The sequence below is a fragment of the Vibrio sp. genome, from assembly GCF_984391705.1.
The window spans coordinates 1-2,023 of sequence record NZ_CFHWOM010000019.1 but is presented as its reverse complement, the minus strand read 5'-3'; the positions used below and the strand labels follow the sequence as shown (position 1 = coordinate 2,023).

General features: G+C 39.3%; 2 protein-coding genes and 1 tRNA gene. All 3 read right to left on the bottom strand.

The genetic code is table 11. The features are described 5' to 3' along the window. Positions 1–514, bottom strand: a 514-nt coding sequence (locus AC4MRV_RS11820; protein WP_491187535.1) for a S1 family peptidase, incomplete at its 3' end; no start/stop codon positions are given. Between the two features lie 557 nt (positions 515–1,071). Beyond that, positions 1,072–1,692, bottom strand: a complete 621-nt coding sequence (locus AC4MRV_RS11815) for a hypothetical protein (protein ID WP_491187534.1) — start codon at positions 1,690–1,692, stop codon at positions 1,072–1,074. Between the two features lie 161 nt (positions 1,693–1,853). Next, positions 1,854–1,930 (bottom strand) — tRNA-Val (locus tag AC4MRV_RS11810). Positions 1,931–2,023: the final 93 nt, after the last annotated feature.

Here is a 2,023-nt window from a genome sequence, read left to right as displayed (position 1 = left end):
CCGCTGGGTTACTTTGTTGGTTTCCCCAGCCAATCACGGTAACACTGTCATTTTCAGCCAGTGTGTCGCGTGAAGCATCCAAAGTGACGGGAGTTGCTGCAACACTTCGCTCAAGCTCTAAGATAGCAATATCCTTGTTGAGTGTAACTGTGCTGTATTGCTCATGCGCGTAAATGTTTTTAACCGCAACACGCTGGCCTTGAGTAGCCTCGAGATTAAGGTCATGGATGCCGATAATAACATCTAAATTCTCTGGGTTTTTTTCATCAATGCAGTGTGCTGCGGTAAGGACGTATTTGTCTCCTATAAAGCTACCACCACAAAACTGACCATTAAACGCACTTTGACCTTTCGACACGATCGCGGTCATAAACGGCCAAGCGTCTACGTCGGATTTTTGTCCGTCTATAATTTTAGTTTCGAATAAACGCTGGTCTAAGCGGGCAGTTTCCTCTGCATAAACTCCAAAAGTAGTAATTATGCTTAAAGCCAATATTGACGTTTTAGTTTTCACTAGATACTCCATTATAGTGATGCATTGTATTTCTGAATTAATCAGTTTTTTGTTATAGGAGTGGGAAACTAACTCAAATTCACAATATAGATCAATATAGTTTTATAAAATTAGTGAGATTAATTTAAATAAATTCTTTTTTTAAGGGGGATATGAAGCTAGTCAAACGATTGCTTTCTTGTTCTTGTTTTAAACATATGAAATTAAAGGGTTTTATTTTTGATGTTAAGGTTTGGCAATCTAGATGGAAATATGGGTCGCTATTGGGTGTGAATTTATTTATTGATATTTTTGGTAGTTGTTATTATTAGGTGGATTATGCGTGCAAAGTGAGTTACATATCTCATATTGCCATTTTACTTAAGTGAATGGTAATTTAGATTTCGGTGTTAGACTCTTATTTTATTAATTTGAACTCCATTCGATATATTTCAATAACTCTAGTATTTTAAACATAATCACTTTATTCGGATTTAAGCGAACTCCAATACGGCGTAGTAAAGAATCAAAGGTGCTTTGCATACATTGCTGCAAGCACCTAAATAGCTCATTGGGTATCACAATGTAAATTGCAAACCAACAGTCACGGCTGTTTCAGGTTCTAGTCGCTTTGCGTATTCCATTCCAAGAGTAAATCCGAAAACGGATCCAAATTGGAAAACGTTGTTGATTCGATAGGTATCCTTAGAAATGGTAAAAAAGTCGTGTTGATATGTAGCATCAACCATCCAATGTTTTGCCACTTGGGCTCTTAGGCCTCCCTTACAATAAGCTGCTTGTTCAGAATGAGGCGATGTTTTATCTGTATCTGCATAGTAATTAATAACACCGCAAGATAAGGGGATGCTAGCGACAGGTGAAATAGGGGCATTAAATCCAGCCCCGGCTTGCCAAGAATCGATAGAAGAGCTGAAACGGGTAACAAAATCTGCGTTACCTTCTAAGAAAATGGAGTCAGTGACACTCAATCCAAGATCAAGGTATAAGCCACCATAGGTTTTGCTTTCGTCGTTGATGTACTTGCTATCCGAGTAGGGTTCAAATGCCCCTTTTTTAAGATGTGCGTGTTTATAGCCAAATCCAATATGGGACATTTGACTAACAATATTGCTGTCAGCGATTGCTGTAAACGCAGTCAAAGAAAAGAGGGGTAGTAGGAGAATTGAATTTTTGAGCATAATAAATTTCTTATGTCGATTCGGAACGTATCAACTGTATGCTCGTGTTTATATAAAATCGATGGAAGTTTCGTAAGGCTGTGTAAGGTAAGCATAATTGCCATAAACAACAAAGCCCGCTAAAAAGCGGGCTTTGCGTTTTGTTCACGAGGAACTAAATTTGGTGGGTCCGGGCGAACTCGAATCGCCGACCCCTACCATGTCAAGGTAGTACTCTAACCAACTGAGCTACGGACCCAAATTTTATGTTCGGCATACTTTGGTTTTAGTATGACTTTAAGGAGTGGTGGGTCCGGGCGAACTCGAATCGCCGACCCCTACCATGTCAAGG